This is a genomic window from Micromonospora sp. NPDC049559 (assembly GCF_040676675.1).
Lineage (GTDB): Bacteria > Actinomycetota > Actinomycetes > Mycobacteriales > Micromonosporaceae > JBFAPK01.
The window spans coordinates 209,670-231,105 of the sequence record NZ_JBFAPK010000005.1 but is presented as its reverse complement, the minus strand read 5'-3'; the positions used below and the strand labels follow the sequence as shown (position 1 = coordinate 231,105).

Genomic DNA, 21,436 nt, shown 5'->3' with positions numbered 1-21,436 from the left:
GGTCAGCGGTACATCTACACGCTCGAGAGCGGGATCGTGTACGAGACGTACGGTTCGGCCTCGGGCTGGGTGAAGAATTCGATCAACGTCCCGACCGCGGCCACGGGGCTTTCGGCGACCTGGGGAGCCTCCTGATCGCCGTCGTCCGCCTCGTCGCGTCACTCGGTCAGGTGTAGACCTCTCGTTACGTAGCGCGACGAACGCCCCGGTGCCGCCGATTGCCGTCGGCGGTACCGGGGCGGACGTGGGGGCGACGAGCGGTCAGGTCGGTCGGCGGGCGGGAGTCCAGCCGAGGAACCGGTCGAACAGGATGCGCGGCTCCGGAGCCCCGTACGCGTCGAGCCGGTACAGGTCCGTCATCGCCTCGGCCAATGCTGCGCCGAGCAACACGTACAGCGCGACGGGATTTTCGCGATGTGTACGGGTCAGCCACAGTCGCGCCTCGGCGCAGGGCCAGGGCGCCGCGTCGACCCGGCAGATCCACAGCGGGCGCGAGGGCGTGTGCCGCGTGCCGAGCCGGCTGAATCTTGAACCGTTTGGGCCCTCCTGGGGGCCGATGCGTGCCAAGATTCAGCCCGATCCAGGCTGCTCCAGCGGGCGGCAGCGTACGGCCACCGCCAGGTGCCGCCCGTCCTCACCATTCGGCAGTACCTCCACGCCGAGGATCGAGACCCACTCGCCCGCGTACGCCTCCAAGCCCCGTGGCACGTGGATGACCCGTAACCGCAGCTCACCGTCGCCGACGTGCAACGGGCCGGTGCCGTACACGTAGTTGCCCGGCGTCAAGCGGAGCACGTTGCCGACGGCGACCGGTACGAACGTCTCCGGCGGCTCCGGTCCGGCCGCGTCCCCCGCCGGTTGTCGCGGAATCCTCATCTCACCCCTCCTCCGCGCGGTCGCTGGATGGGCCGTACCCCGCCGCCGACCGGCGCCGCCCCGCGCGCCCCGGTGCGGGGAGCGCGACGGGGCCCGCCGGGGCGGCGGGGTACGGCCCGCGGTTCCGCCCGTCCTGGTGCGACCCTTCCTGCCCTGCCCCGCCGACCGATGCCGGGCCGCCTTGCGACTCGGGCCGCCTTGCGACTCGGGCCGGAAACGTCCCGGCCCGCCCCGCGACTCGTCCCGGCTCGGCTTAGCTCGATCGGCGGGTCTGGGTCCGGAAGGGCCTGCGGTTCGGAGCCGCCCCTTTCGGCCCCGAGCCGCCATCGATGGATCCGGACGGTCCCGCTGCCCCCAATTGTTGTGACCTCGGGACTACTCTCGGCAGTCGTAACGCGTCTACCAGGACGTACGTCGCCACCCGGACCGCTCGCGTACAGGAGTGTGCAGATGGATCACCGGCCCATATTGGAGCTCTTCGCCAGCGAACTTCGGCGGGCGCGGACCAACGCCGGCCTCACCCAGGACGGGCTCGCGCAGGAGATCAACTTTTCGGCGTCGCTGGTGGCGGCGGTCGAGCAGTGCCGGCGAGTGCCGAAGCCGGAGTTCACCGGCCGCTGCGACGCCCGCCTCGCCACGGACGGCCTGCTGGAACGCATCCGCGAGGTGGCGAGCCGCGAGGTGCTGCTGCCCTGGTTCCGCGAGTGGGTCAAAATCGAACAGCAGGCGACGGCGCTGCGGTCGTACGAGCCGCTGGTCATCCCCGGACTGTTGCAGACCGAGGCGTACGCCCGCGCCCTGCTCACCGGCGCCAGCCGGTTCGGCCTGGACGAGATCGTGCAGCAGGTCGCCGCCAGGATGGAGCGGCAGGCGGTGCTGACCAAGGAGCGGCCACCGCGCCTGGTCGCGGTCCTCGACGAGTACGTGCTGCGCCGGCCCGTCGGCGGCCCCGAGGTGATGCGGGAACAGCTCCTGCACCTGGTGGAGGTTGGCCAGCGCTACCACGTGCACCTGCACGTCGTGCCGGCCTCGGTCGGGGCATACGCGGGGCTCAACGGCGCCTTCGTGCTCGCCACGCCGGAGGACGGCGACGATGTGGGCTACCTCGACAACCAACTCCAGGGCCACATCGTGGAGATGCCGTCGGACGTACTCTCGCTGCGGGATACATGGGAATCTGTACGAGCGGAGGCCCTCTCCCACGGGCAGACCATCGAGATGATCACGGAGGTGGCGCGGACATGGAGCTGACCGGCACGGACCGGCAGATCGACAGCGTGGACGGGATGGACGGGAACGTAACGAGCGACGGCGCGCGGCGGGACCTGGCCGGCGCCCGGTGGCGCAAGAGCAGCCGGAGCAGCGGCAACGGCGGCAACTGCGTCGAGGTGGCGGACGACCGGCCCGGCCTGGTGGGCGTACGCGACAGCAAGGACCCGGACGGTCCGGTGCTGGTCTTCGCACCGTCCGCCTGGCGTGCCTTCGTCGAGCGGGCCAAGCTTCGCTGACCCGTGGCGGCGGGTGCCTACCGTCGAGTCATGACCAAGTATCTCCCGGTGCTGATCCCGGTCGTGGTGCTGCTCGTGGCGCTCCTGCTCTGGCGCGGTCGACGCCGGCGCGAGCCGGTGACGAGGGAGGAGAAGCTGCGGGCCGCCGCCCGGGCCAGCCGGGCGATCCGCAACGACTCGCCCCGGCGTACCCGCACGGCCGGCCGTCGGCGAAACCGCTCCAGCGACGACGCCGGCTACTACCTCGGCGGCAGCGCCGGCGCGTACGGCAGTGGCGACCCCGGCTCCTACGGCGACTCCCGCAGCGACAGCGACTCCCGCAGCGACAGCGGCTCCGGCTGGGGCGACAGCGGCAGCAGCGGCTGGGGTGACAGCGGCAGCAACGGCGGCGGTTGGAGCAGCAGCGACAGCGGCGGCGGCTGGAGCGGCGGAGACAGCGGAGGCGGCGGCTCCTACTGAGCCGGGCGTCGATCATGGACGCGTCGCACGTCGCACCCATTGGATGTTGGACAGCTTAGGCCCCTGTAGGGGCCACTTGCGTCAAGATTCAGCCCGGCGCCGCGATCGGCGCCGGGCGGGCCGATCGGGGACGACGCAGTGGTGGTGGCGGGCACCTACCGTCGAAACATGACGAGGTACGTCCCCGTGGAGGTTCTGTTTCTGGTGCTGGTTCCGGTCGGGGTGTTGCTCACGGCGCTTCTGATCTGGACCGCAGTGGGGCGTGGGCTCGGGTTGATGGAGCTCACAATGCGGGCCGAGGACTGGGTTGACCGGCACTGGTCCGGCCGCCTCTTCCCACGTAGCCTTGTGCCCCCGCGCCGGCGACAGCATTCACCCGACGACGCCGGCTACTACTCCAGCGGCGTCGCCGGCTACGGCGGCGGTGGCGGCGGCTCCAGCTACAACGACAGCGGCTCCAGCTGCGGCGACAGCGGTGGCGGAGGCTGGAGCGGCGGCGACGGTGGCGGCGGTGGCGGCTCCTGACCGACCCGGCAGCCGCCGCCCGCATCCATGATCGACGCTTACCAAGGAAGGCCGGCGGTCAGTTCGTCGCCATCGCCAGCGCCTTCGCCAGCATCTCCGCGCCCTCGCCGACCTCTTCGCTCTCGCCGCCCCAGCGGACCTCCAGTTTTTCACCGCCGTGCAGGGTCAGCTCGTACTTCACGGGGAACTTCCGCGTCAGCGGCGCGGCGACGATCTCCTCGTACGGGATGAAGCGGTTCCCCGCCGTCGCCGCCAACTCCTGCGGATCGCCCGAGTTGATCCAGTTCGCCAGTCGCCGCTTCGCGGTGCTCGCCTTCAGCCGGGCGACACCCGGCACCAACAGCAGGCCGTGGCTGAGCACCAGGACGTCCGTACGCTTCTTGTCCACCACCATGTTGACGATGCCGGCGTAGATCTCGGCCCGGCGGGCGGTGACCCGCTGCTCCACGTGCTGCCCGGCGGCGACGTCGATGCCGCGCGCGGCGAGCTGCCGGCGCGCCTCGGTGTGGGTGGCCGGGTCGAGCGCCAGCGCGGCGACCTCGGTCAGGTCCAGCTCGGCGCCGTCGGCCCCGACCAGCTTGGCCGGCCCGCTCCAGGAGTGCTGCCAGCGCGCCCGGCCGGAGCGGATCGCGGCGAGGCTCAGCAGCGCCGCGAGCGCGTCGGCGAAGTGCTCGCGCGTCTCGGGCCCGGTGGCGTTCGGGAAGATGCCGGCGGTCAGCTCGTCCAGCCGGCCCGCGGCGACGAGGTCGAGCACCGCGCCGACGTGCGGTACCGGCGCGCCGACGGTACGGGAGATCGCCCGCAGGAGCGCGTCCATGTTCTGTTGCAGGCGGTTGTTCACGGCGGCCGTGGTGAACTGCTCCCACGGCAGGGTGGTGAGCTGCCCCGAGTCGAAGATGCGCTGCTGGAGGGCGCGGCCGGCGCTGGCCGGCTCCGGGATCAGGATCCAGGCGGGACGGTTGTCCACCGCCACCGGCGACTCGGGCGCTGCCGCGATCGCGGCGAGCCGCTCGGCCAGCGGCGGGTGGGTGTCCCAGACCGAGCGCTCCCCGTCCGGTACGTCGCGGCGTAGCTCGGCGATCTCGTCGGTACGGGCGCGCAGCAGCTCGCCGAAGCCGGCGAAGAGGTCCTCGGGCGCGTACCCGGCCTCCAGCCCGGGACCGACGTACCGCTCCAGGTAGAACGAGAAGGCCGCGGCGAGCACCTTGACCTCGCGCAGCGCGCCGGCGGCGGCCTGCCGGCCGGCGACCTGCACCGAGGCGAGGTCGGCCTCCAGCTCCTGCCGGCGGCTCACCGAGTTCTGCACGATCAGGTAGAGCCGCCCGTACCCCCGGAAGACCCAGCCCGCGACGTTGCCCGAGCCGATGTAGCCGATCGTGCGCTCCAGTGCCAGGCGGCCCCGGTACGAGATGCCGCCGAGCGCGGTGTGCCGGCCGGAGTAGTGGCCCAGCTCGTGTGCCAGGACCGAGCGCAGCTGCGACACCGTGAACGCCTGGAGCAGCGGCATGCCGAGGTACATGTAGCGCGGGCCGGGGATGAGCCCCATCAGCCGGGACCGCTCCTCGACGGCGGCGTTGACGTCGGGCACCAGGTAGATCTCGTCCGGCGGCCGGGTACCGACCACCCGGGCCAGCTCGTCGACGGTTCCCCAGAGGTACGGCGCGACGTGGCGGGGCAGGGGCAGCCCCTGCGGCGCGGACCGCTTGGTCCGCAGCGCCTTCCAGGTGCCGTAGCCGACCGCCCAGACGGTGGCGATGAAGACCGCGACGCCGAGCTTGGCCGCGATGACGCCGGAGGCGACGGTACCGATCCAGACCGCCAGGGCCACGCCGGCGACCAGTTGTAGGAGCGCCAACACGTAGAACCCGGCCAGCATGACGACCGAGACGAAGGCGCGAAAAGCCGTGGTAATGGTGATCCTCCCGTGGAATGCCGCCGCCCGAATCCGGCGTGACGGGGCAGATTCCTGCGACACATGCCCCGGCGGCGTAGGGAAGCTACCGCCCGGGTCTGACCACCACAACCGCCTTACGGGCGGCCGTCGACGCCGGCCGTAGGGCATGCCCCGCGCCGCTAGCGGGACCAGCGCATACGGCGGCTCGGCCGGGGCGGCGCGGCGGGCGGAGGCTGTGCTTGAGTCGGGTCGGCCCGCCGAGCGCCCCGGGGAGGAACGGTCATGGTCGGTACGTCTGGAGTGGCACGCGGCCGGCTGGTGGCCGTACTTCTGCTGGCCGGCGCGGCGCTGGCCGGCTGCGGGAGCGACGGCGACGACGGCGGCGGCCCGGGCGGCGGGCCGACCCCCGCCGCGTCGCCGCCGAAGACGATCACCGTGACCAGCTCCGCCTTCGCGGAGGGCGAGCGGATACCCGAGCGGTACACCTGCAAGGCCGGCGGGAAGCGTCCGCCGCTCGCCTGGTCCGGGGAGGTCGGCGACGCCGCCTCGTTCGCCGTGGTCGTGGACGACCCCGACGCGCCCGGGTACACGTACCTGCACTGGATCGCGTTCGGCATCCCGGCCGGTGTGCGGGAGCTGCCCGAGGGTGACCTGCCGACGGGCGTGCTGGAGGCGGCCAACTCGGCCGGCGGCGCGACCTGGACCCCGCCCTGCCCGCCCAGCGGCGAGCACCACTACCGCTTCACGGTCTACGCGCTCAGGGCCAAACCCGACCTGGTCGCGGCCGTCGACGGGGTCGAGGCGCGCCGGGCGATCGAGGCCCTCGCGGTACGCACCGGCACGCTGACCGGCCGGTACGGCAACTCCTGAGCCCTCGCACCCCTCGATGTGCGATCGTGCCGGAGAGGCAGGATCGGACCGGAGGGGTGCGATGGCGAGGACCCACAGCTACGAGCTGACCGTCGACTGGACCGGGGCGGGGGAGAGCGGCACCGCCAACTACCGGGTCTACGGCCGGGACCACGAGGTGACCGCCGACGGGCCGGCGCCGCTGCTCGGCTCCGCCGACCCGACGTTCCGGGGCACCACCGACCGGTGGAACCCGGAACAGCTGCTGGTCGCCTCGCTCTCCCAGTGCCACATGCTGTCGTACCTGAGCCTCTGCGCCCGGGGCCGGGTGGTCGTCACGGCGTACACCGACCGGCCGGTCGGCACGATGGTCGAGAGCGGCGACGGCGGTCACTTCACCGACGTGCTGCTGCGGCCCCGGGTCACCGTGGCCGCCCCGGAGATGGTGGCCGAGGCGACCGCGCTGCACGCGACCGCGCACGAGGTCTGCTTCATCGCCAGCTCGGTGAACTTCCCGGTACGCCACGAGCCGGTGATCCTGGTCGAGGGCGCTCCGGCCGCCGACGCCGTCGAGGGTGTCAACGCCGTCGATGGCGTCGAGGGTTAGTCGCGGGAGTTCACCTCCGCCAGCAGCTCGTCGATCGTGTCGGCGATCGCCTTGAAGGGGTCGTGTCCGGCGTACTCGGCCTGGAGGCGGCGGGCGTTGCTCCGGTAGCTCGGGTCGCCCAGGACCGTCTCGACCGCCTTGCGGATCTCGGACTCGTCCGGCCGCTGGGTGGCCAGGTTGACGGCCGCGCCGGTACGGGCGATACGCGCCCGGACCTCCGTCTGGGTCTCGCCGAGACCGGCGAGGACCAGCGGTACGCCGTGCCCGAGAGCCTGGTGGAGCCGGGCGTACCCGCCGTTGGTGACGAACACGTCGGCGTGCGGCAGCAGCCGGTCGAACGGGATGAACTCGGCGACCCGCGCGTTCGCCGGCACCTCGGCGAGGGTCCCGTCCCGGCCGAGCGTCGCGACGACCAGCACGTCCAGGTCGGCCAGCGCCCGCAGGGTCGGCTCGAGCAGCTCGCCGAAGTCCTGGTTGGTCATGGTGCCCTGGGAGACCACCACCACCCGTTCGGCCGAGCGTACGTCGTCCCACCACTCCGGCAGCGCGAGGTGCTTGTTGGTGACGAACGGCATCGGTCCGACGAAGCGCAGCGAGTCGGGCGCGTCGGCGGGCGTGTGCTCCAGGCCCTCGATGCCGAGCTGCAGGAAGCGGTCCGCCAGCAGTACCGAACAGTCCAGGATGAACGGTGGCGTCTCGGTCGCGCCCAGCTCGCGGAGCAGTTCGACCATGCGGGCCTGGGTGGCGCCGAAGACCTCCTCCCGAGCCCCGTCGCCGGCACGTCCCTCCGCGCCGGCGGCGTCGTCCCCGCTGGCGTCCGCGGCACCGCTCGCGACGCCGTCCCCGGCCGCGTCGGCGGCACCGCGCGCGGCGGCGGACGGCGGGTAGTCGCCGAGCGTGAGCGGTAGCACGCCGATGCCGATCACCGCGGCCGGGCGGTGGCCCGGGGCGCCGAGCAGGCTGGGCGCCACCCCGGCGAAGCCCATCTCCGCCAGCAGCACCACCGGCTCCTCGCCGGCCTCGGCGAGCACCCGTTGCAGGGTGGCGTGCTGGTCCGGAATGCCCTCCACGAAGAGCTGCCGGACGTCGAAGGCGAGCCGCTCGGGGCCCTCGGGAAGTGTTCTCCGTTCCGGGAACATCTCCGCGAGGTCCAGCGAGCCGAGGTCCGCGCTTCCGGTGAACGGCACGAACCTGGCGCCGGTCTTCTCCACGTACTCCTGGAAGATCGAGCCGGTCAGGAAGGTGACGTCGTGTCCACGCCGGACCAGGTCCGCGGCGATCTTCCGCATCGGCTCGACGTGCCGGTAGATCGCGGACGCGGCCATGACGAGTCGTGCCATTACTTCCCCCAAAATGGACTAATGCAACAAACTATACGTTCCATCGCGTCGACCCCACCCGTCCCCCCGGAGGCGGCGACGTTTGCCGATTTTCCGATGCAATCATGCACTTGACGCTGATCGGCACAACAGCGAGCCGGCCCCGATCTACCGCTCACCCTGCTGTTCGACGGCGCGCTGCACCGCGCGGTAGATCTGCCCGAACCGCAGCGCGTCCGAGGTGCGCAGCAGCATGACCTCCTGGCCCCGGTGCTGCACCCACAGCTCGTGCACGCTCGCGCCCTTGTCGTACGAGCGGTCCAGCCAGCTCAGCGGCAGTTCCAGGAACGGGGTGAGGGCCAGCGCGACGACCGTACCGACCGCGACGATCGCGATCACCACCAGCCAGTTGCCCCGGTCCTGCGCCGAGTAGGCGAGCGACACCAGGCAGACCAGCGCGACCAGCGGCGGGATGGAGAGGAGGAAGACCAGGACGCCGCGCCCCACCAGCCGGGAGCCCTCCCGCACGGTCGGACGGCCACGGTCGTGCCAGACGTACGTCAACTCCGCGATCGGTACGGTGTGGCCGCCCACCCGGACCGACTCGGAGGTGACCTGTACCGTGTCGTCCCGGTAATAGACTGCCATCTCTCCAGTCAACCCGGAATCGCCGGCCGCCGCCATGCGCGGCACGCCGGGCGGGCGCGCGTCTGCCACCCTGTACAGACCGGTCCACCGCAGGGGTGGCCCGTCCGTGAGGGAGGGCGGTACGGCGTGGCCGCGACGGGCTGGAAGAACGCGCTCCACGGACTGCTGATCTTCGGCGGCCTCGGCGCGCTGGTGGCGGTGCCGGGGCTGGTCTCGGCGGCGCTTCCCGCCGAGGGACCGCCGCTGACGGGACGGCTCGACATCGGGTACGGCGCCACGATCCTGCCGCCGCCCGGCGCCCGCCTCGACCTCGCCGACGCCCGCCCCGGCACCGGCGACGTCGTGGTGCTCGCCGACGGAGCGCGGATCACCCTCACGGCGCGCTCGTTCCGGGGCCCCGCCGACCCGTACCTCGCGCACGCCCGGCACAAGCTCGAACGCGACGACATGATGCGGCCGGTCGCCGCGCCCGAACCGATCCGTACCGAGTCCGGGCTCACCGGCGAGCGCGCCTCGGTGGCCGCCACCGACGGCTCCGCCGACCGCGGCTGCTACACCGCGCTGACCGCCGGCTCGGTCGGCGTGGTCGTGCTGGTCACCTCGGTCCCCGACTGCGCGGGCCTGCCCCCGGCGGTACGGGCGGCGGTGGAGAGCATCAAGGTGACCGAGGAGGCAGCGCCGTGACCGCGCCCGCGAATCCGCCCGTCCAGCCGCCCGGCCCACCGGTGGCTCCGGCCCCGCCGGCCGGCTGGGGCCCACAGCCGGGGGCATGGGGTCCCCAGCCGCCGGTCTGGGGACCGCAGCCGCCGGCGTGGGTACCGCCGCCACCGGCGGGATGGGCACCACCGCCGCCGGCCTGGGTCCCGCCGCCGCCCCGGGTCCGGGCCTGGTCGCCGGCGCGGATGCCGACCTTCTGGCTGCTGCTCGTCGGGCTCCTGCTCGGGCTCGGCTTCACGGCACTGCTGCTCGGCATCTACGTCTGGGTGGCGCCGCGCAGTGCCGCCGCCAGCATTCCGGCCCTGCTGGCGTACGTCGCCGCGAGCCTGCTGCTGCTCCGCACGCTGGACCCCGTGGCACGGCGGCCCTGGTGGGTGGCGACGTTGGCGCTCGGGTGGGGGGCCACCGTCGCCATCGTGGTCGGTGCCGGCGCCGGCTGGTTCATCGACAACGCGCTGGCCAAGTCCTTCGGGGCCTTCTTCGCGGCGGACTGGGGCGCGGCGATCAGCGCCCCGATCGCCGAGGAGTTGGGCAAGGGCGCCGGGGTCGCGCTGCTGCTGCTCGCGGCCCGCCCGTACCTGAACAGTGTCTTCGCGGGCGCGGTCTACGGCGCGGTCATCGGGGTCGGCTTCGCCGGGCTGGAGGACCTCACCTACGTGCTCGACGCGGCGGACGACACGCTGCCCGACAACATCCCCGAGGCGTTCCGCATCCTCGCGCTGCGGGTCGTCGTACCGGGGGTGGCCAGCCATCCGCTCTTCACCGCCGTGGCGGGCGCGGGGATCGCCTACTTCGCGGTGCGTACCGACCGGTCCCGGGGACGCCGGCTGGCGGTGCTCGGCGCGGCGTTCGGGCTCGCCGGCCTGATGCACGCCGCCGTGAACTCGCCGCTGGCGCTGCTGGCCAGCGACGCGCTCGACGGGCTGCCCGGCTTCGCCGCGCTGACCGGCTACTTCCTGGTCGTGGGGGCACCCGCGGCGGTGGCGCTGTGCTGGCTCGCGATGCTGCGCCGCGCCGACTCGCACCGGCTCACCGGGCGGCTCGCCGATCCCGCGCTGGCGGCGGCCACCCCGGAGGAGGCGGCCACGCTGGCCTCCGTCCGCCGGCGGGTGCGCGCCGTGCGCCAGCTCGGCCGGACGTACGGGGGACCGGCCGCCCGCGCCGCCCGCCGCCTGCAACGCGCGCAGCTGCGCCTGGCCCAGTCGCTCGACGAACTCCCGCCCCCGGCCGCGCCCGTGTCTCCGGCCGCGCCCGTGTCTCCGGCCACGCCCGCGTACCCGGTCGTCGCCCCGTACCCGGTCGAGACGCCGGCGTCGCGGCGGGTGCGGCGGGCCTGGGCCGAGTTGACCGAGGCCCGTACCGGACTGCGCAGCCTGACCGGCGCGGAGGCCGTACCGCCGGCCCCGGCGTCGCCGCGCCCCCTGCCGGGCTGGCTGTTCTGGACGGTGGTTGGCCTCGCGGTCGCCGGCCTCGCGCACTGGGCGCTGGTGCTGCTCGCGGCGCTGCTGCTCGCCGTACCGATGGTCGCCGCGCTCCGCCGGCGGGAGCCGCTCGCGGACCGGCTGCTGCTGGCCGCCATCGTGACCGGAGCGAGCGGCTACATCTGGCTCGCCAGCGTGATCGCGCTGCTCATCTTTCCCGAGGGGGTCTGACCCCGCCGGCCACCGCTGGCCGCTGGCCGGAAGTCGCCCGCCGTTCGCCGGTGGCCGGGAGCCGCCCGTCGGGAGCCGCCCGTGGGGGTGGTCGGCGGGGTCAGGTCGTCCGGGCCGGCTGCCCGCGCTCGACCGCGCGCTGCAACGCCCGGTAGATCTGGCCGAAGCGCAGCGCGTCGCGGGTGTGCAACAGGAGCACGGGCCGCCCACCGTAGTCGGCCCAGATCTCCAGGTCGTGCGTGCCGCGCGCGTACGAACGGTCGAGCTGCTCCAGCAGCAGGTCCGCCACCGGGCCGGCGGCGAGCCCGACGAGGCAGGCGGCGGCGACCAGGACGACCGTGGCGGAGAGCGAGGCGTCGAGCCGCACGGCGACGACGATCCCGACGATCGCGGCGATGATCGGCCCGAGGATGCCGGCGCCGAGCGCGCCCCGGCCGGCGAGGCTGCGCCACGAGCGGCGCCCGCGCCGGTGCCAGATCCTGGCCAGGCCACGCAGCGGATAGCTGCGCCCGCCCACGCGGATCGCCTCGGAGGTGACCCGTACCGACCTGTCGTCGTAATAAGTGATCATCTATGGGCCTCGCATCGGTCCGACACCCCACAACCTACCCAACGAACCCGGCAACGCCACGTTCCGTCGATCTCCTGACCGGCTGGGGCATGGCCAAGGGCCTGTGTCGACGTCGCGGTCGAGTCGAGGCGGAGTCCAGGCGGTGATCCGGCAAGGCGCCGGTTCGTCCGGACACCGGTGTTGTATCCGGACGAGACCGCAACGTCGCCGGGCGCCGTCTGGGCCCGCCGCAGGCCGACCAGTGACGTTGACACAGGCCCTAGGGTGGGGCACGCGGCGCCGACCGGTGTCGCGGGTACGGCGCGGAGGGTGGGACCCACGCTCCGCGTACGAGGAGTGCGAGCGAGAGCGAGGGCAGGCGTGGGCGACTTCGTGCGGGTGGAGAGCGGCGACGGTATCGGCACGATCCGGCTGGAACGGCCGCCGATGAACGCCCTCAACACGCGGGTGCAGGAGGAGTTGCGGGCGGCCGCGGCCGAGGTCACCGCGGACTCCGGGATCCGCGCGGTCATCGTCTACGGCGGCGAGAAGGTCTTCGCGGCGGGCGCGGACATCAAGGAGATGGCCGAGATGTCGTACGTGGCGATGGCCGAACGCGCCGCCGACCTCTCCAGCGCCCTCGGCGCCCTCGCCCGCATCCCGAAGCCGGTGGTCGCCGCGATCACCGGGTACGCCCTGGGCGGCGGCTGCGAGCTGGCGCTGGCCTGCGACTGGCGGGTCGTGGCCGAGGACGCGAAGCTCGGCCAGCCCGAGATCAAGCTCGGCATCATCCCCGGTGCGGGCGGCACCCAGCGGCTCGCCCGCCTGATCGGGCCGGCCCGTGCCAAGGACCTGATCATGTCGGGCCGGATGGTGGACGCGCAGGAGGCGCTGCGGATCGGCCTCGCCGACCGGGTGGTCCCCGCCGACCAGGTCTACTCGGCGGCGGTCGAGCTGGTCCGTCCGTACGTCACCGGGCCGGCCCAGGCGCTGCGCGCGGCGAAGCTGGCGGTCGACGGCGGCCTGGAGATGGACCTCGCCTCCGGCCTGGCCTGGGAGAGCCAGCTCTTCGCGGCGCTGTTCGCCACCGACGACCGGCGCGAGGGGATGGAGGCGTTCGTGGCGAAGCGGAAGCCGGACTTCACCGGCCGCTGAGCGGGGACGGGCGTTCCCGGCACCGGGCGTGACGGGTCACCCGGAGGCGGCGGGGATGGACGACCCGGAGGCGGCGCGGACGGGCGACCCCCGGGAGACCGAAGGCGAGTCAAACTCACGTCTTAGTTGACCGGGCGGTAACCTGCCTCCCATCGGGCACACGACAACCCGGCACACCACGAGCCGGGGCACGACGGGAGCGACGATGACGCAGCGGATCGAAGGCCACGGCGGCGAGCTGGCCCTGGCGGCGCTACGGGCCTTCGGGGTACGGGAGATGTTCACCCTCTCCGGCGGGCACGTCTTCCCGCTCTACGACGCCGCCCACCGCGGGGCCGACGGGCCGGACCCGGTACGCGTCGTCGACGTGCGGCACGAGCAGTCCGCCGTCTTCGCCGCCGAGGCGGTCGCCAAGCTCCAGCGCCGCCCGGGTCTCGCCGTGCTCACCGCCGGCCCCGGGGTCACCAACGGCATCTCCGGGCTGACCAGCGCGTACTTCAACGGCGCGCCGGTGCTGGTGCTGGGCGGCCGGGCCCCGGCCTTCCGCTGGGGCTCCGGCAGCCTCCAGGAGATCGACCACGTGCCGCTGGTGGCCCCGGTCACCAAGCACGCGGCCACCGTCGGCGCCACCGACGAGATCCCCGCGGCCGTCACGACCGCGCTGACCGCCGCGCTCAGCCCGCACCGGGGACCGGCCTTCCTCGACCTGCCGCTGGAGGTCGTCTTCTCGGTGGCCGAGGCGGAGCTGCCCGGCGTACCGGCGATCGCGCCGCTGGAGCCGGACCCGGAGGAGGTCGCCAAGGCCGCCGCCCTGGTCGCCGGCGCCCAGCGGCCGGTCATCGTGGCCGGCTCGGACGTCTACGCCGGGGACGCCGTCGCCGAGCTGCGCGCCGCCGCCGAGGCGCTCCAGGTGCCGGTCTTCACCAACGGCATGGGCCGGGGCGCGCTGCCGCCGGAGCATCCGCTCGCCTTCGCCAAGGCCCGCCGCACCGCGCTCAGGGGCGCCGACGTGGTGGTGGTCATCGGTACGCCGCTGGACTTCCGGCTCAGCTTCGGCGACTTCGACGACGCGCGGGTCGTGCACATCGTCGACGCGCCCGGGCAGCGCGCCACGCACGTCGCGCCGGCCGCCGCGCCCGCCGGCGACCTGCGGCTGATCCTCGCCGCGCTGGCCGAGCAGACCGGCGACCGCGCCGACCACGCCGGCTGGATCGCCGACCTGCGCGCGGCCGAGGACGCCGCGCAGGCCCGCCAGGCCGAGGAGATGGCGGCCGACACCGACCCCATCCGGCCGGCCCGCGTCTACGGCGAGCTGCGTCGGGTCCTCGCCCGCGACGCGATCACCATCGGCGACGGCGGCGACTTCGTCTCGTACGCCGGGCGCTACCTCGAACCGGCGCTCCCCGGCACCTGGCTCGACCCTGGCCCGTACGGCTGCCTCGGCACCGGCATGGGCTACGCGATGGGGGCCCGGGTCAGCCACCCCGACCGGCAGATCTGCGTGCTGATGGGGGACGGCGCCGCCGGCTTCTCGCTGATGGACGTCGAGTCCCTGGTACGGCAGAAGCTGCCGGTCGTCATCGTCGTGGGCAACAACGGCATCTGGGGCCTGGAGAAGCACCCGATGCGCGCCATGTACGGCTACGACGTCGCCGCCGACCTGCAACCCGGACTGCGCTACGACGACGTGGTGACCGCGCTCGGCGGGGCGGGGGAGACCGTGGCGAAGCCGGCCGACCTCGGTCCGGCGCTGGAGCGGGCGTTCGACTCCGGCGTGCCGTACCTGGTGAACGTGCTGACCGACCCGGCCGACGCGTACCCCCGCTCGTCCAACCTGGCCTGACCCCCACCATTCCGTCGATCATGGAGTTGTGGTCGCGACAAAGGCCCTCTATCGGGGCAAATCGCCGACCACAAGTCCATGATCGACGCAAATATCAGCGATAACTCCCTGTAACGCGACGTAGTGTCAGCGGCGCGTCGGCGGAATGTCAGTGCCGTCGCTCATGGTGGTGACATCACGTAACGACGGGAGTTGTCCATGAGCCACGCGATCCGGGCCGAGGGCCTGGTCAAGCGCTTCGGCGCGACGACCGCCCTGGCCGGGGTGGATTTGACCGCGCGATCCGGCACCGTGCTCGGCCTGCTCGGGCCGAACGGCGCCGGCAAGACCACGGCCGTACGGGTGCTCGCCACCCTGCTGCGCCCCGACGGTGGGCACGCCACGGTCGGCGGCTACGACGTGGTGCGCGACGCGCACCGGGTCCGCCAGCTGATCGGCCTGACCGGGCAGTACGCCTCGGTCGACGAGACCCTGACCGGAGCGGAGAACCTGCTGCTCATCGGCCGGCTGCTCGGCCGGCCCCGGGCCGAGGCCAAGGCCCGCGCCCGGGAACTGCTCGCCGAGTTCCACCTCGACGACGCGGCGGACCGGGCGGCGAAGACGTACTCGGGGGGCATGCGCCGCCGGCTGGACCTGGCGGCGAGCCTGGTCGGCCGGCCACAGGTGCTCTTCCTCGACGAGCCGACGACCGGACTCGACCCGCGCAGCCGCAACGAGCTGTGGGAGATCGTCCGGGGGCTGGTCGGCGACGGCGTGACGGTGCTGTTGACGACGCAGTACCTGGAGGAGGCCGACCAGCTCGCCGACGAGATCGCGGTGGTCGACCACGGCCGGGTGATCGCGACGGGCACCCCGGAGGAGCTGAAGGCCAAGACCGGCGGACAGGTGCTCGCGGTACGCCCGGTCGAGCCCGCCGAGCTGGCCACGGTGATCTCGGTGATGCGTACGGTCGCCGCGGCCGAACCCGAGACCGCCCAGAACACGGCGACCGTACCGGTCAACGACCCGGGCGTGCTGCCCGCCGTGGTCCGCCGGCTCGACGAGGCGGGGGTCGTCGTCGCCGAACTCGCGCTGCGCGGCTCCAGCCTCGACGAGGTCTTCCTCTCCCTCACCGGGCACCGCGCCGACGAGGACGAACCGGCCGGCGACGACCCCGTCCCCACCCAGCTGGAAAGGACCACCGCATGACCGCCACCACCGTCACGCCGACCCCGGCGCTGGCCCCGACCCGCTGGGTCTCCCCGGTGGCCGGGCTGCGCCACACCCTGACCCTCGCCTGGCGCAGCCTCGTACAGATCAAGCACAACCCGATGGAGCTGCTCGACCTGAGCATCCAACCGGTGATGTTCGTGCTGCTCTTCACGTACGTCTTCGGCGGCGCGATCTCCGGCTCGCCCGGCGACTACCTCAGGTTCGCGCTTCCCGGAATCATCGTGCAGAACGCGCTCTTCGCGACCATGACCACCGGGTTCGGGCTCAACGTCGACCTCACCAAGGGCGTCTTCGACCGGCTGCGGTCGCTGCCCATCGCCCGCTGGTCGCCGCTGGCCGGACGGATCATCGCCGACACGGTCAAGCAGGCCTGGTCGGTGGCGTTGCTGCTCGCGGTCGGCATGATCCTCGGCTTCCGGGTGCAGCACGGCCCCCTCGGCGTACTCGCGGCGTTCGGGCTGCTGCTCGCCTTCTCGCTCGCCGCGTCCTGGATCTCGGTACTGGTCGGGGTGCTGGTGAGCGAGCCGGAGAAGGTGCAGATCTTCGGCTTCATGGTGATCTTCCCGCTCTCCTTCACCAGCAACGCGTTCGTACCGACCGACTCGATGCCGGGCTGGCTCCAGGCGTGGGTCGAGGTCAACCCGGTGACCATCCTCGCCGACGCGCTGCGCGGCCTGCTGATCGGCGGCCCGCTCGCCGTCCCGCTGGTCCAGACGCTGCTCTGGGCCGCCGGCATCGCCGCGGTCTTCGCGCCGCTCGCGCTCGCGGGCTTCAAGCGCCGCATCTGACCCGCCCGACCCTCTCCTCCGCGATCTAGGGCAAATCCTCGTGAGAGGATCTCCAATCACCACGATTTGCCCTAGATCGACGGGACGGCCGCCCGGACCACGTCGCGGATCGTGGCCATGCTGGCGAAGGCGCCGGCCGCGAGCGCCGCCGCGAAGTCGACCGGCCCGAGCGCGTCCCGTACAGCCCGTTCGATCCGCGGCCCGTCCAGCAGCGAACGGTCCGGTCCGCCCCGCACCGCGTCGGCCGCCCCGATCAGCCGCGCGGCCCGTGCCGGCCGGCCGAGCCGCAGCGTGAGATCGGCGTAGCCCATCAGCACCTGCGCGGCGATCGGCGCGTCGTGCGATTCGATCGCGGCGTCCAGCGCCCGGTCGTGGTGCGTGCGGGCCGCGTCCAACTCGCCCTCCGCGGCGGCGACGTAACCCAGCGAGGACTGGACCATGGCCCGCCACTGCGGCGGTACCCGCCGCCCCGACGAGGTCAGCTCGACGCTCGCCATCAGCCGCCGCCGGGCCGCCGCCCAGTCGCCCTGGTCCCGCAGTACGGCGGCCCACTCGTAACCCAGCGCGACGCGGGCCTCGTCGGAGCCGAGCCGTTCGGCCTCGCGGTCCGCCTCGGTCAGCAGCTCCACCGCCCGGTGTCGCTCGCCGAGCAGCCAGAGTTCATGCGCCAGCCGAAGCTGGAGCTCCGGTACGTCCTCCAGGCTGCCCAACGCCCTGAGCTGGTCGAGCGCCTCGCCCAGCAGCCCGGTGGCACCGCCGTGCTCGCCGCGCCGGCTGAGCACGTCGGCCAGCGCGGCGAGGGTGAGGGCCGCGCCCCACCGTTCGCCGATCTCCCGGAACTGGCCGAGGGCGATCGAGAAGTCCGTCTCGGCGGTGTTCTCCGCCAGCCCGAAGTTCAGTTGCCCGTGCGCGTGCATCATCCGCGCGATGCCGGCGGTCCACGGATCAGGGTCGTCGAAGAGCGGAACCAGGGCGTCGAGCGTCGTCGGGTCGTAGCGTTGGAAGCTGGCGGCCATCGGACCGATCAACCGCAGCATCGGGTGCGCGCCCGACCGGGCCTCGGCCAGCCGGGCGCCGCGCCGCAGCCACTCCAGCGCGGCCGGCATCTCGGCACGGGCCGAGAGGACGTTCAGCGCCCCGAGCGCGTACGCGACCACCGGCGACGCACCGGGGGCCTCCTCGACGCCGGGCAGCGCCAGCGCCTGCTTGGCCAGGTCGGCACCCTCGAGCCGGTGCCCGCGCAGCCACCAGTACCAGCCGAGCGCGCCGACGAACCGGGTCGCGATCACCCCGTCGCCGGCGCCGACGGTCCAGCGCAGGGCGGCGTGCAGGTTGTCGTGCTCGGCGGCGAGCCGGGCGAGCCAGCGCAGCTGCTCCCGGCCGCGCAGGTACGCGTCCGCCGTCTCGGCCAGCGAGAGGAACTCCTCGACGTGCGCCCGGCGTACCCGCTCCTCCTCGCCCGCCTCGGCGAGGCGCCGCAGGCCGTACTCCCGGATCGTCTCCAGCAGCCGGTACCGGGGATCGCCGTCCCCGCTCGCGATGACCAGCGACTTGTCGACCAGCGCGGTGAGCCGGTCGAGCACGTCGGCCGGGTCGACACCGTCGCCGGCGCAGACCCGCTCGGCCGCCTCCAGGGTGGCCCCGCCGGCGAAGACGGCGAGCCGGCGCAGCACCGCCCGTTCGGGTTCGTCGGTGAGGTCCCAGCTCCAGTCGACCACGGCGCGCAGGGTCTGGTGGCGCGGCAGGGCGGTCCGGCTGCCCGCCGTGAGCAGCCGGAACCGGTCGTCGAGGCGGGCGGCGATCTGCGCGGCCCCCAGCGCCCGCAGCCGGGCGGCGGCGAGCTCGATGGCGAGCGGCATGCCGTCCAGCGCGCGGCAGATCCGCACCACCGCCGCCACGTTCCGGTCGTCGACCGCGAAGTCCGGCCGTACGGCGCGCGCCCGGTCGGCCAGCAGCCGCACCGCCGGGTACGTGCCGGCCTGCTCCGGTCCGGCGCCGACCGGTGGCAGGGCGAGGGACTCGACCGGGTGCAGTACCTCGCCGGTGATCCCCAGCGGTTCGCGGCTGGTCGCCAGCACCCGCAGCCGGGGCCCGGCGGCGAGCAGCCGGTCGGCCAGCTCCGCCGCCGCGCCGACGAGATGCTCGCAGTTGTCCAGGATCAGCAGCAGGTCGCGGCCCTCGATCGCGCCGACGAGCCGGCCGAGCGGGTCCGCCAGCTCGCCGGAGGGCGCACCGCGTCGGGCCAACAGCGCCTGTTCCCGCAGCCCGAGCACGGTCAGTACGGTCTGCGGCAGGTCGGCCGGGTCGGTCACCGGCGCCAGCTCGACCAGCCACACGCCGTCCGGTGCCTGGCCGAGCAGTTCCCGGGCGGACTCCACGGCCAGCCGGGTCTTGCCGGCGCCACCCGGCCCGGTGAGCGTCACCAGCCGGGCCTCGGCGAGCAGCTTGCGTACCCGACGCAGCTCCTCCTCGCGACCGATGAAGCTGGTCAGTCCGGCCGGCAGATTGTGCCGCGCCCGTCCCGGCCCGTCGGCGGGCCCGGGCCGGATCCCCGCCGGTCGGGTGTCCGGGTCCGTCCCGCCCGGCCCCGCCGGCGCGTCGCCCGCCGGCCGATCCCCCGGGGCGGGGCGCGGACCGGGCGGCACCGGCACCGGGGCGCCGCGGAGCAGTTCGAGGTGGAGCGCGGCAAGTTCGGGGGACGGGTCGGTACCGAGCGTCTCGGCCAGCGCGGTGCGGATCCGGTCGTAGCCGGCGAGCGCCTCGGCCGGACGACCGGCGGCCCGCAGCGCCCGGATGAGCTGACCGGCGGGTCGTTCGCGTACCGGGTGCGCGGCGACCAGGGCGCGCAGCTCGGGTATCAGGCTGGCCGCCTCACCCAGGGCGAGCAGCGCCTCGATCCGGTCCTCCGTCGCGCCCAGCCGCAGCTCGTCCAGGCGGGCCACGGGCGCGCGGGCGAAGTCGGCGTCGGCGACGTCGGCCAGCGCGGGCCCGCGCCACAGCGCCAGCGCCTCGGTCAGTACGGCGACCGCGCGGGCCGGATCGACCGGCAGCGCGGCCCGGCCCGCGGCGGCCAGCCGCTCGAACCGGGCCAGGTCGACCGCCTCGGCGGCGACGGCCAGCCGGTACCCGCTCGGGTGCGAGTCGACCGGCGCCTCCGGTACGGCCCGGCGCAGCCGCGAGACCAGCGCCTGGAGGGCGTTGACGGTGCCGCTGGGCGGTTCGTCGCCCCAGACCCCGTCGACGAGCTCGGCGGAGGGCACCACCCGACCGGCGTCGAGCGCGAGCAGGATGAGCAGCCGGCGCAGCCGGGCGCCGCTCACCTCCACCCGCGCGCCGGAGCCGGTCTGGACCTCCAAGGGTCCGAGCAAGCCGATCCGCACGCACTCGATTCTGCCTGGCCCCCGCCGGCCCGGACGCTCGCCCGCGCTGTCCACCGGCCGGGTGCCCCGTCCGTGCCGGCCTCCGGGCCGCGTTCGCCCGCGTCGGCCTCCGGCGGGGGTCGCTCGCCCGCGCCGGCCCCGGCGCGTCGCGGTCGGATCGGGTCGGTCGCCCCGGCCGCGCACCGCCGGCGGACCGGGTCCGGTCAGGCCGGCTGGGCGGGCCCCTCCTCGCGCGGCGGGTCCCCGGCGTCGCGGCGGGGCGTCTCGTCACCGTCGTGGCGGCGCAGCTCCTCCTCGCGGCGGCGCAGGTCCTGCTCCCAGCGCTCGAACATCTCCCGGTCGCGTTTGGACTGCTCGGCCGAGAGCGACCGGAGGAACTCGGGATCGTCGTCGGGGGCGAGTGGCCGCACGGGCGGCGGGGTCGGTGCCCCGCCGGCCGGTCCCGGCCGGCCGGGCCGCCCGGCCGGCAGCGGACGCCCGGCGGCGAACCAGGCGATCGAGCCGAGCAGCGGGAAGAAGAGGATGAGCAGCACCCAGGCGAACCTGGGCAGCGCGCGGATCTCGTCCGGCTCCGCCGAGAGGCAGCTGATCAGGGCCGCGGCGGCCAGTGCGATCTGGGCGAGAAAGAGGAAAACGTACAGGCGGGCCATCTGGCAATGATGGCGTATCGGGGCGAGCCAGCGGCACCGCCACTTCGGCCCGGGCGGATCAGGCCAGGCGGATCAGGACGAGCGCGATGCCGAGGGCGGCGTGACCGACGGTGAGCAGCGCGACCAGGGGCAGCGCCCGACCGCCGCCGGCCGGGCGCCGGCCCACCGCACGGGGATAGGCGGCCACCAGTACGGCGATCCAGCCGGCGAGCGCCGCGGCGGCGACCAGCGCCCCGGCCGTACCGACCGGCAGCGCCAGCCGAGCGGCGAGCAGCGCCACCACGAAGCTCGACAGGGTGGTGCGCCGCCAGGCCAGCTGCGTGCGCTCGACCGCCCGTCCGGGCTCGCCGACCGGTCCGCCCGGGCGACCCGGTCCGGCCGCCGGCCCGGTCACCCGGCGCGCCCCGTCGGGATCAGCACCGCGACCACCAGCAGCAGCGCGCCGACCCCGACGGCGAGCGCCAGTACGGCCGGGAAACGCGACACCGGCAGCTCGGTACCGAGCCGGATGGCCCGCTCGGTACGGCGCCAGTGGTCGACGGCGCGGATCGCCACGGCGGCGCCGAGCAGCAGAAGCACGACGGCGAGCGCCTCGCGCAGGTGCGGGACCGGCAACGGCGGCAGGAACTGCGCCACCGCGAGCCCGCCGCCGACCAGCGCCAGCCCGGTACGCAGCCAGGCCAGGAAGGTCCGCTCGTTGGCCAGCGAGAAGCGGTAGTCGGGGGTGGTGCCGACCCGGCGTAGTTCTCGTGGGTCCAGCCACTGCCGGATCGCTTGGCGCACGAAGCCGATTATCCGGTGGAC

The 21,436-nt window shown here is 74.1% G+C and carries 22 protein-coding genes; 12 read left to right on the top strand and 10 right to left on the bottom strand.

Features of this window, described 5'->3' with window-relative positions:
• Nucleotides 1–261: 261 nt before the first annotated feature.
• Both AB0J86_RS09850 and AB0J86_RS09845 read right to left on the bottom strand, forming a co-directional pair.
• Complete coding sequence (locus AB0J86_RS09850) at nt 262–567, bottom strand: hypothetical protein (RefSeq protein ID WP_363855249.1); 306 nt, start codon at nt 565–567, stop codon at nt 262–264.
• A gap of 3 nt (nt 568–570) precedes the next feature.
• On the bottom strand, nt 571–876 hold the full coding sequence (locus AB0J86_RS09845) for a hypothetical protein (RefSeq protein WP_363855247.1): 306 nt from the start codon (nt 874–876) through the stop codon (nt 571–573).
• A 450-nt stretch (nt 877–1,326) separates the two neighbouring features.
• Here AB0J86_RS09845 and AB0J86_RS09840 point away from each other — a divergent pair, with 450 nt between their 5' ends.
• The 4 genes from AB0J86_RS09840 to AB0J86_RS09825 all read left to right on the top strand — a co-directional run bounded on the left by AB0J86_RS09840 (nt 1,327) and on the right by AB0J86_RS09825 (nt 3,368).
• Nucleotides 1,327–2,127: a helix-turn-helix transcriptional regulator gene (locus AB0J86_RS09840; protein WP_363855244.1), complete on the top strand. Its 801-nt coding sequence runs from the start codon at nt 1,327–1,329 to the stop codon at nt 2,125–2,127.
• A gap of 35 nt (nt 2,128–2,162) precedes the next feature.
• Nucleotides 2,163–2,384 (top strand): DUF397 domain-containing protein, encoded by a 222-nt coding sequence (locus AB0J86_RS09835; protein ID WP_363855375.1) that lies wholly within the window; start codon nt 2,163–2,165, stop codon nt 2,382–2,384.
• 30 nt (nt 2,385–2,414) lie between these two features.
• Nucleotides 2,415–2,843: a hypothetical protein gene (locus AB0J86_RS09830; protein WP_363855241.1), complete on the top strand. Its 429-nt coding sequence runs from the start codon at nt 2,415–2,417 to the stop codon at nt 2,841–2,843.
• Nucleotides 2,844–3,011: 168 nt separating this feature from the next.
• Nucleotides 3,012–3,368: a hypothetical protein gene (locus tag AB0J86_RS09825; RefSeq protein ID WP_363855238.1), complete on the top strand. Its 357-nt coding sequence runs from the start codon at nt 3,012–3,014 to the stop codon at nt 3,366–3,368.
• A 58-nt stretch (nt 3,369–3,426) separates the two neighbouring features.
• Here AB0J86_RS09825 and AB0J86_RS09820 read toward each other — a convergent pair whose 3' ends face one another.
• A complete protein-coding gene (locus tag AB0J86_RS09820) occupies nt 3,427–5,244 on the bottom strand; it encodes a M48 family metallopeptidase (RefSeq protein ID WP_363855235.1) in 1,818 nt (605 codons plus the stop codon).
• Between the two features lie 300 nt (nt 5,245–5,544).
• Here AB0J86_RS09820 and AB0J86_RS09815 point away from each other — a divergent pair, with 300 nt between their 5' ends.
• Complete coding sequence (locus AB0J86_RS09815) at nt 5,545–6,132, top strand: YbhB/YbcL family Raf kinase inhibitor-like protein (RefSeq protein WP_363855233.1); 588 nt, start codon at nt 5,545–5,547, stop codon at nt 6,130–6,132.
• A 61-nt stretch (nt 6,133–6,193) separates the two neighbouring features.
• Complete coding sequence (locus tag AB0J86_RS09810; RefSeq protein WP_363855230.1) at nt 6,194–6,718, top strand: OsmC family protein; 525 nt, start codon at nt 6,194–6,196, stop codon at nt 6,716–6,718.
• Here AB0J86_RS09810 and AB0J86_RS09805 read toward each other — a convergent pair.
• Nucleotides 6,715–8,058, bottom strand: a complete 1,344-nt coding sequence (locus tag AB0J86_RS09805) for a nucleotide disphospho-sugar-binding domain-containing protein (protein ID WP_363855228.1) — start codon at nt 8,056–8,058, stop codon at nt 6,715–6,717. The two genes, AB0J86_RS09810 and AB0J86_RS09805, sit on opposite strands and share 4 nt — an antisense overlap.
• A gap of 147 nt (nt 8,059–8,205) precedes the next feature.
• Nucleotides 8,206–8,685 (bottom strand): DUF6232 family protein, encoded by a 480-nt coding sequence (locus AB0J86_RS09800; RefSeq protein ID WP_363855225.1) that lies wholly within the window; start codon nt 8,683–8,685, stop codon nt 8,206–8,208.
• 126 nt (nt 8,686–8,811) lie between these two features.
• On the opposite strand from AB0J86_RS09800, the gene AB0J86_RS09795 reads away from it, so the two are divergent.
• Nucleotides 8,812–9,369 (top strand): hypothetical protein, encoded by a 558-nt coding sequence (locus AB0J86_RS09795; protein ID WP_363855223.1) that lies wholly within the window; start codon nt 8,812–8,814, stop codon nt 9,367–9,369.
• Between the two features lie 218 nt (nt 9,370–9,587).
• A complete protein-coding gene (locus AB0J86_RS09790; protein WP_363855218.1) occupies nt 9,588–11,054 on the top strand; it encodes a PrsW family intramembrane metalloprotease in 1,467 nt (488 codons plus the stop codon).
• A 100-nt stretch (nt 11,055–11,154) separates the two neighbouring features.
• Here the strand turns inward: AB0J86_RS09790 and AB0J86_RS09785 are convergent, their stop codons facing one another.
• Nucleotides 11,155–11,625, bottom strand: coding sequence for a DUF6232 family protein (locus AB0J86_RS09785; RefSeq protein ID WP_363855217.1), 471 nt, complete (start codon nt 11,623–11,625; stop codon nt 11,155–11,157).
• A 360-nt stretch (nt 11,626–11,985) separates the two neighbouring features.
• On the opposite strand from AB0J86_RS09785, the gene AB0J86_RS09780 reads away from it, so the two are divergent.
• The 4 genes from AB0J86_RS09780 to AB0J86_RS09765 all read left to right on the top strand — a co-directional run bounded on the left by AB0J86_RS09780 (nt 11,986) and on the right by AB0J86_RS09765 (nt 16,602).
• Entirely contained in the window at nt 11,986–12,759 is a 774-nt protein-coding gene (locus AB0J86_RS09780; RefSeq protein ID WP_363855214.1) for an enoyl-CoA hydratase-related protein, read from the top strand.
• Between the two features lie 205 nt (nt 12,760–12,964).
• The gene (locus AB0J86_RS09775; RefSeq protein ID WP_363855211.1) at nt 12,965–14,602 is read left to right on the top strand and encodes an acetolactate synthase; all 1,638 of its coding nucleotides are present in this window, start codon (nt 12,965–12,967) and stop codon (nt 14,600–14,602) included.
• Between the two features lie 198 nt (nt 14,603–14,800).
• Nucleotides 14,801–15,790, top strand: a complete 990-nt coding sequence (locus tag AB0J86_RS09770; RefSeq protein ID WP_363855208.1) for an ATP-binding cassette domain-containing protein — start codon at nt 14,801–14,803, stop codon at nt 15,788–15,790.
• A complete protein-coding gene (locus AB0J86_RS09765) occupies nt 15,787–16,602 on the top strand; it encodes an ABC transporter permease (RefSeq protein WP_363855205.1) in 816 nt (271 codons plus the stop codon). Before AB0J86_RS09770 ends, AB0J86_RS09765 begins: the two co-directional genes overlap by 4 nt.
• Before the next feature lie 71 nt (nt 16,603–16,673).
• On the opposite strand, the gene AB0J86_RS09760 is transcribed toward AB0J86_RS09765, so the two are convergent.
• The 4 genes from AB0J86_RS09760 to AB0J86_RS09745 form a co-directional block, all read right to left on the bottom strand.
• Nucleotides 16,674–19,982 carry a BTAD domain-containing putative transcriptional regulator gene (locus AB0J86_RS09760; RefSeq protein ID WP_363855202.1) on the bottom strand — a complete coding sequence of 1,103 codons (3,309 nt, stop codon included), beginning with the start codon at nt 19,980–19,982 and terminating at the stop codon, nt 16,674–16,676.
• Nucleotides 19,983–20,185: 203 nt separating this feature from the next.
• Nucleotides 20,186–20,632 (bottom strand): PLD nuclease N-terminal domain-containing protein, encoded by a 447-nt coding sequence (locus AB0J86_RS09755; protein WP_363855200.1) that lies wholly within the window; start codon nt 20,630–20,632, stop codon nt 20,186–20,188.
• 58 nt (nt 20,633–20,690) lie between these two features.
• On the bottom strand, nt 20,691–21,026 hold the full coding sequence (locus AB0J86_RS09750; protein ID WP_363855197.1) for a DUF202 domain-containing protein: 336 nt from the start codon (nt 21,024–21,026) through the stop codon (nt 20,691–20,693).
• Complete coding sequence (locus AB0J86_RS09745) at nt 21,023–21,415, bottom strand: DUF202 domain-containing protein (RefSeq protein WP_363855194.1); 393 nt, start codon at nt 21,413–21,415, stop codon at nt 21,023–21,025. Before AB0J86_RS09745 ends, AB0J86_RS09750 begins: the two co-directional genes overlap by 4 nt.
• Nucleotides 21,416–21,436 lie beyond the last annotated feature (21 nt).